Below are 7,565 nucleotides of genomic sequence, written 5' to 3'. Positions count from 1 at the left end.
TAAAGCCGTTTGTCTCCACCCGCGTAGCGGGTGGTTTAAAGCTGGCCGCTGCGCGGCCAGCAGACTAAAGTCTTGAAACAAATGCGCAGCCTAAAAGGCCGCGCACCATCTTTGTTCAGATTAATCATTGCCCGTACGGCAGCGCCAGGGTGACACAGGCCCGAGGACGCGCCGGAAAGGAAGGTTGCCCTCGGGCCGAACAGCTATGGCAGCTTACGCCACGGTGTAAACCCAGTTGTGCTTATCCTCGACAGCACCAGACTGGATACCAGTCAGGGTCTCGCGGAGCTTCTTCATCACAGGGCCGATCTCGGTGTAGCCAGCCGGGAAGGTCACGATCTCATCGGCACCATAAACCTTATTGTCGATCTCGCCCACCGGGGAGATGACGGCGGCGGTGCCGCACAGGCCGCACTCCACAAAGGTGCCGGCCTTGACCTCGGCCCACTCGACGGGGCGCTGGTCGACGGTTATGCCCAGGTCCTGAGCAACCTGAACGAGCGAGCGACGGGTGATGGAGGGCAGGATGGAGTCGGTGTGCGACTGCGGAACGACGAGGGTGCCATCCTCCTTCACGAACAGGACGTTAGCGCCACCGGTCTCCTCGACATAGGTGCGGGACTCGGAGTCGAGATACAGGTTCTCGGCATAGCCCTCGCGATGGGCCTCCATCGTGGGCTTGAGGGACATGGCGTAGTTCAGGCCGGCCTTGATGTTGCCGGTGCCGTGCGGTGCGGCGCGGTCGTACTCGGAAACGCGCAGCTTGACGGGCTTGAGACCACCCTTAAAGTACGGACCGACCGGGGTCACGAGAATACGGAACGTGTACTCAGGAGCGGGAGCCACGCCGATCACGTCACCGGAGCCGATCATAAACGGACGCACGTACAGGGTTGCGCCGGAACCGAAGGGCGGAACCCAGGCGGCGTTGGCAGAAACGACCTGCTTGACGGCCTCAACGAACTTGTCCTTGGGGAACGGGGGCATCTCGAGGCGCTGCGCAGAGTTGTACATACGCTCGGCGTTCATGTCGGGACGGAAGCAGACGATGCTGCCATCCTCGGCGGTGTAGGCCTTCAGGCCCTCAAAGACCTCCTGGCAGTAATGGAAGATGCCACCGCACTCGGAGACATGCAGGGTGTGGTCGGTGGTCAGGCCGCCCTCGTCCCACTCGCCATCCTTCCAATGGGCCTCGTAGCTGTAATCGGTCTTCATGTAGCCAAAGCCGAGGCTACCCCAATCGATATCCTTCTTCTCGACAGTCATATGTCGCTCCTTACATACACAGTTGCATACTCGCGAACCCGCACGCAAGGACCGAGGCCGACCGCGTCGCAACGTCGCACGCCCGGAGCGTAGAGCCGGACGGGACACGCGGGCGACATCAAAGCCAATGGCACGTCGATTCGCATGCACGAGATTGTACTCCGCACGCGCGTCGGATAAAACGCTTTTCTTTAACTAACTAAAGTATTTTCATTTGACCGAAGCAAAAAGGCCCGCCACCGTAAGCGGTGACGGGCCTCAACTGCACGGCTTACGCGCCGGCTCGATCTACGCGTTCTTTTTGCCCAGCTTAGCCTTAACCAAACCGACCACGGTCGGGATGATCGACACGGCAACGATGCCAACGATTAGCAGCTCAAAGTGCTCCTGCACAAAGGGAATGCCGCCAAAGAAGTAGCCCAGCAGCGTAAAGAGCGTCGACCAGGTAATGCCGCCCAGCACGTTAAAAATGACAAAGTTGCGCCAGTGCATGCCGCCCATGCCGGCGATAAAGGGCACAAAGGTGCGGATAAACGGAAAGAAGCGGCCCAGGAAGATGGCCAGGTGGCCCCACTTATCCAAGAAGTCCTCGGACTTTTTGATGCGCTCGGGCGTCATGGCCTTGACCTTGCCCGAAGCGATAATCTTTTTGCCAAAGAAATGGCCGATCATAAAGTTGCACTGATCGCCCAAGATGGCAGCGGCCCATGCAACGGCCAGCAAAGCCACGATGTTAAAGCCGCCGTTGTGGGCAAAAAAGCCCGAGGCGAACAGCAGCGAATCGCCGGGAAGGAACGGGAAGAACACCACGCCCGTCTCGATAAAGATAATCAGGAACACGCAGCCGTAGGCCATAAGCGGGCCGGCGGCAATCCAGCTAGCAATCGCGGTGCGCGGGTCTTTGAGCAGCTCGGCGATAAAATTGATGAAACCCATGAAGTAAAACCTCTCAGTTGTGGGCGCGGACACGTCCAAGTTGACCAGTATACGGTTGTGGCGCGACCATGCACACGACCGCACAAAAGCATGACTCCATTACCAGCAAGTTTGCATAACTGACACCTGTCACGCAAAGCCGTGAAAGATTGCTCTTCCTAATCCCTAGCGAATCGCTATACTTTATTGAATCGCATTGCCATGGCGCTAAGGGAGGGCGGCCGGTGAGCTTTATCAATACCATTCGCGAGGACATCAAGACCGTCCAGGCGCAGGACCCCGCCGCGCAAAACGGCCTGGTCATTTTCCTTTCGTACCCCGGTCTTCACGCCAAGTGGAACCACGTACCCGAGCACTGGCTCTGGGAGCACGGTCATCGCTCGCTCGCCCGCGTGCTCTCGCAAATCACCCGCCACATCACCGGCGTCGAGATTCATCCCGCCGCACAGATCGGCAAGCACTTCTTTATCGACCATGCCATGGGCGTCGTCATCGGCGAGACCACCATCGTGGGCGACAACTGCGTGCTCTACCAGGGCGTCACGCTCGGCGGTACCGGCAACGAGACCGGCAAACGCCACCCAACGCTCGGCGATAACGTCACCGTGGGCACGGGCGCCAAGGTGCTCGGCAACATCTGCATCGGCAACAACGTCAAGATCGGCGGCAACTCGGTCGTCGTTAAGGACGTCCCCGACAACTGCACCGTCGTGGGCGTGCCGGGACGCATCATCAAGCGCAACGGCTGCCGTGTGTTCGAGGAGAGTTTCGACGCCAAGCAGCATCGCGAGTACATGCCCGATGACGCCGCCGAGCAGTCCGCCCTCAACCGCCAGGGCATCACCGAGAATGCCCGCCGCGTCAAGGAACTCGAGCGAGAGGTGGCCGAGCTCAAGGCCCTCGTCGCCAAGCTCGTGGACGAACGCTAGGAACGCAAGCGGCACAAAACGACATCGGCATCAACGCAAAGGCGCGCCAGGGAATTCATCCCCGGCGCGCCTTATTTGTGATGTGGCAAAGAGACTGTCCCTTTGTCACATTATGCGAACTGGCTCAGATAGAGGTCGGCGTAGGCACCCTCGGCAGCCAGCAGCTCCTTATGCGTGCCCTGCTCGATAATGTTGCCGTGATCCATGACCAAGATCAGGTCGGCGTCCACGATCGTCGACAGGCGGTGCGCGATCACAAAGCTCGTGCGCCCGCGCATGAGCGCGTCCATGGCACGACCGATGGCAAGCTCGGTACGCGTATCCACGCTTGAGGTCGCCTCGTCCAGGATGAGAATCGCCGGGTTATTGAGCAGCACGCGTGCGATGGTCAGCAGCTGACGCTGGCCCTGGCTGATGCTTTCGGCATCGTTGGCCACGCGCGTGTCATAGCCCTGCGGCATGGTGCGCACAAAGAAGTCGACCTGCGCGGCGCGCGCAGCCGCCACGATCTCCTCACGCGTCGCCTCGGGACAGCCGTAGGCGATGTTTTCGGCAATCGTGCCATCGAACAGCCAGGCGTCCTGCAGCACCATGCCAAACTGCTGCCGTAGCTCGCCGCGGTCCATGCGGCTCGTATCCACGCCGTCGAGCGTAATACGCCCGCCGTCAATCTCGTAGAAGCGCATGAGCAGGTTGATGAGCGTCGTCTTGCCCGCGCCCGTGGTTCCCACCACGGCAATCTTCTGGCCCGGCTCGGCGGTAAACGACACGTCGTGCATAAGCGGCTTGTCGGGCGAATAACCAAAGCGCACGTGCTCAAAGGAGACGCGACCCTCAACGCGACCCGGCAGCTTGGCGGCCTCGTCCGGCAGCGGATCGGCCTCCATCTCGGGCTCATCGAGCAGGTCGAACACGCGCTCCGCACTCGCCAACGCGCTCTGCAGCGAGTTGAAGGTAAACGACAGCTGCGTCATGGGTTCGGACGCCTCGTAGATAAACTGGAAGAACGCCTGGAACACGCCGACGGTCATGTGACCGGCAACCAGCATGCTGCAGCCCACCAGCGCGATCACGATCTGCGCCAAACGGCCGATAAAGCGCACCGCAGGGCCGACGGCATTGATCATAAAGTCGGCCTTGGCACTCACGCGTGCCAGCTCGCCCGAGGCCTGGTGCACCTCGGCAGAACTTTGGCGTTCGCGGTTAAACGCGCGGATCACCAGACGGCCCGAATAGCCTTCCTCGACCGCACTCGTAATCTTGGACACCCACTCCTGGCGCTCGCCCGTCACATCGTGTGTGCGGCGCGAGACGACCTTCGTCACCAGCAGCGACAGTGCCGTAAAGAACAGAAAGACGAGCGTAAGCTGCACGCTGAACACGAACATCACGCTCACAGCACCAACAACCGTGCCGATCGACACGAGCAGCTGCAGCAATCCGCGCTGCATGCTCTCGGACATCTTGTCCAGGTCGTTGGTCGCGCGGCTGACGACCTCGCCGGGACGATGCGCGTCAAAATAGGCGAGCGGCAGACGGTTGAGCTTTTGCGCGATGCGGTTGCGCAGGCGCAGATTGAGACGCTCAGCGACGCTCGACATCAAAAAGCTCTGGAGCGCATAGAACGAGGCAGCGGCAGTCCAGATCATAAAGTAGACGAAAATGGTCTTGCCGCAGTTCTCCCAGGTGATGCTGAAAGTGGTGTCGTTGGCAAACGCCACCTGAATGTGGCCCCACAGCTCATCGATCACGCGGGCGCTATATGCCGGCGCGGCGGTGTTAAAGATGACATAGAACACAATGCTCGCGAACACGATATAGAAGCGCCAATGGTCGCCGGCAGCCTCACTCCACAGGCGGCGCACCGTCGCCCAGGTATCCCGAGGCGTCTCGTCCTCGTCTTCGTCGTCCACGTCGCGCATACGCTCTGCCTCGGCGCGGGCGCGCTCGTCCTCGGCACGTTCGTTTTCCTCGTAGAGCGCTTGGCGGCGAGCCTCGCGCTCCGCCGCCTTGGCGGCTTCGTCCAGGTCGGGCGCGACGCCCGTCTCCTCGACTGTCTCTACAACCGCAGCGCCATCGACGATGCCCTGCTTCTTGAGCTCCTCGGTCATGCTACTCACCTCCCTTCATCTGCGATTCCGCGATTGCGCGGTACACCTCGCAGGTTTCCATGAGCTCGTCGTGCGTGCCTAGGCCCACGATCTCGCCGTCTTTGAGCACCACGATCTGATCGGCATGCAAAATAGTCGAGATGCGCTGGGCGATGATGAGCACCGCGGCATCGCACGTCTCGTCCTGCAGCGCATGGCGCAGTGCCGCATCGGTCTTAAAGTCCAGGGCCGAAAAACTGTCGTCGAAGATATATAGATCGGCATGCTTCATGAGTGCGCGGGCAATCGCCAGGCGCTGGCGCTGACCACCCGAGAAGTTCGTGCCGCCCTGGGCCACCGGCGTATCGAGCCCCTGGGGCTGGTCGAGCACAAAGGTGCTCTGGGCAACCTCCAGCGCATGGAGCATGTCAGCCTCAGTCGCGTCTTCGTTGCCAAAGCGCAGGTTGCTCGCCACCGTACCCGAGAACAGCCATGCCTTCTGCGGCACATAGGCGATACGCCCGCGGATGTCGTCTTGCGAAAGGTCGCGCAGATCGATGCCATTCAGGCGAATGGCGCCCTTCGTGGCATCGTGGAAGCGAAGCAAGAGCTTGGCCACCGTCGACTTGCCCGAACCCGTCGAGCCTACAATCGCCGTGGTCTGGCTACGGCGACAGGCAAAGCTCAGGTCGCACAGGGTATCCTCGTCGGCATCGTCAAAACGGAACGACATGTGGTCGAACACGGCCACCGCGTCGGCACCGTCAACAGACTCCGCCGCGCACGTGTCCAGCGTGCGCTTGCCGTCCACGATGCTCGGCTCAATCTCCAACACCTGCTGCGCACGGTTCAGGCATGCGGCGGCGCGTGGGAGCGTCAGAATCACCATCTGCGCCGTCATCACAAAGAACAGGATCAGGATCGCGTACTCCAGCACGGCCGAGATGCTACCGATTTGCATGGCGTGGACGCCCACGCGGTCGCCGCCCACCCACAGCACCGCCACCTCGGCGATATTCATCAAAAAGAAGCTGGAGCTGTCGAGACCCACAAACAGGTGGTTGACCTTGATGGCATTGGCCGCGTAATCGCTAAACACCTCGTCCAGGCGCTGCTCCTCGTGGCGCTCCTTGTTAAATGCGCGGATGACGCGCACGCCCACGATGTTCTCGCGCAGCACCACGTTCATGCGGTCGATAAAGCTCTGCAGGCGCATAAAGATCGGCGCGGCGTTGGCAACGGTAAAGACCGCCGCCACCAGCACGATCGCAACCATCACGCCCAGCAGCGTACCCATGGCGGGATCGATGAACCAAGCAAAAATGATGCCTGCCACGGCCAAGAACGGCACCGGCAGCACCAGCTGAATCGTCTGAAGGACAGCTTGCTGAATCACGTTGATGTCGTTGAGCGAGCGCGTGATCATCGAACCCGTGCCAAAGCGCTCAAAGTCGCTGGCGGACAGCTCGAGCGACTTGTCGTACACGGCATTGCGGATATCGCAGGCCACGTTGGCGGCCAGGCGCGCCGAAAGATAGCAGCCCAGCACCGTGCCGCCGCTGGCCATGCCGGTCGCGATAAGCATGTACAGGCCGTTGCGTAATATATAGTCGACATCACCCGTGGTAATACCGGTGTTGACCATGTTCGCCAGCATCGTGGGAACCAACAGCGTACCGACGTTATCTATCAGCACCGCAAACAGCGTCACCGCAATCAGACCGCGGTACGGCCTCATAAACCTCATTAAGAGTCGCATGCGTCCCCCTCGCCCTTATCGTCAGTCTCGTTCTCGGCGGCCACTTGCCGTTTAAATGCCTCGCACTCTTCGTTAAGAACATGGGAGAACTTACCGACCAAGCGCATGATCTCGCACTGTTCCCACGGCTCGAGCGCCTCGAATGCCTGTTGCTCGGCTTTTTGCGCCGGCAACGCGTAGCGCTTGGCAAACCGCACGCCTTCTTCGGTCAGTCGTACAACCTTGTTTTTACGACTGCCCTCGGCAAACTCCAACGTCGCAAGCCCTCGCGCCCTAAGCGTTTTAATCGCCGAATTGATGGTCTGTTTGCTGTAGAACCATTCACTCGTCAGCCGACTCACGGCAACGCTTCCGCCCGCTGCACTCGTGTCGACGAGCATCCAGTAGGCGCAGTCCGAAAGGCCGCAGGCGCGCGAGAACTCCGAATAGATATGGTCGAGTCCATTGAGCAACCGATCGAAGTCGACCAGCGTAACCGCACTATTCATCTATCCCACCATTCAATTGTCCGATTTTTGACCAATTATGTGTCTCTAGATTAGTCCGAGTTTTGACTATCGTCAACAGGCTCTCCGCAAATGCGTG

The 7,565-nt window shown here is 60.3% G+C and carries 6 protein-coding genes; 1 reads left to right on the top strand and 5 read right to left on the bottom strand.

The window, feature by feature from the left end; genetic code table 11:
• Positions 1 to 213 precede the first annotated feature (213 nt).
• Positions 214 to 1,266, bottom strand: coding sequence for a branched-chain amino acid aminotransferase (locus I2G43_RS05970; protein ID WP_195535458.1), 1,053 nt, complete (start codon positions 1,264 to 1,266; stop codon positions 214 to 216).
• Between the two features lie 288 nt (positions 1,267 to 1,554).
• On the bottom strand, positions 1,555 to 2,202 hold the full coding sequence (locus tag I2G43_RS05965; protein WP_117800261.1) for a VTT domain-containing protein: 648 nt from the start codon (positions 2,200 to 2,202) through the stop codon (positions 1,555 to 1,557).
• Positions 2,203 to 2,426: 224 nt separating this feature from the next.
• Between I2G43_RS05965 and cysE the strand changes: the two genes are divergently transcribed.
• A complete protein-coding gene (gene cysE / locus I2G43_RS05960; protein WP_195535457.1) occupies positions 2,427 to 3,131 on the top strand; it encodes a serine O-acetyltransferase in 705 nt (234 codons plus the stop codon).
• Between the two features lie 110 nt (positions 3,132 to 3,241).
• On the opposite strand, the gene I2G43_RS05955 is transcribed toward cysE, so the two are convergent.
• The 3 genes from I2G43_RS05955 to I2G43_RS05945 are packed head-to-tail and all read right to left on the bottom strand — an operon-like array spanning position 3,242 to position 7,468.
• Positions 3,242 to 5,242 (bottom strand): ABC transporter ATP-binding protein, encoded by a 2,001-nt coding sequence (locus tag I2G43_RS05955; RefSeq protein WP_204986360.1) that lies wholly within the window; start codon positions 5,240 to 5,242, stop codon positions 3,242 to 3,244.
• A 1-nt stretch (position 5,243) separates the two neighbouring features.
• A complete protein-coding gene (locus tag I2G43_RS05950) occupies positions 5,244 to 6,968 on the bottom strand; it encodes an ABC transporter ATP-binding protein (protein WP_229071630.1) in 1,725 nt (574 codons plus the stop codon).
• A complete protein-coding gene (locus I2G43_RS05945; RefSeq protein WP_022094370.1) occupies positions 6,968 to 7,468 on the bottom strand; it encodes a MarR family winged helix-turn-helix transcriptional regulator in 501 nt (166 codons plus the stop codon). Before I2G43_RS05945 ends, I2G43_RS05950 begins: the two co-directional genes overlap by 1 nt.
• Between the last annotated feature and the right edge of the window lie 97 nt (positions 7,469 to 7,565).

This window comes from Collinsella aerofaciens, from assembly GCF_015557435.1.
Classification (GTDB): Bacteria; Actinomycetota; Coriobacteriia; order Coriobacteriales; family Coriobacteriaceae; genus Collinsella; species Collinsella aerofaciens_Z.
Note: the sequence above shows the minus strand (reverse complement) of the source record. Positions and strands in the feature narration are given on the sequence as shown.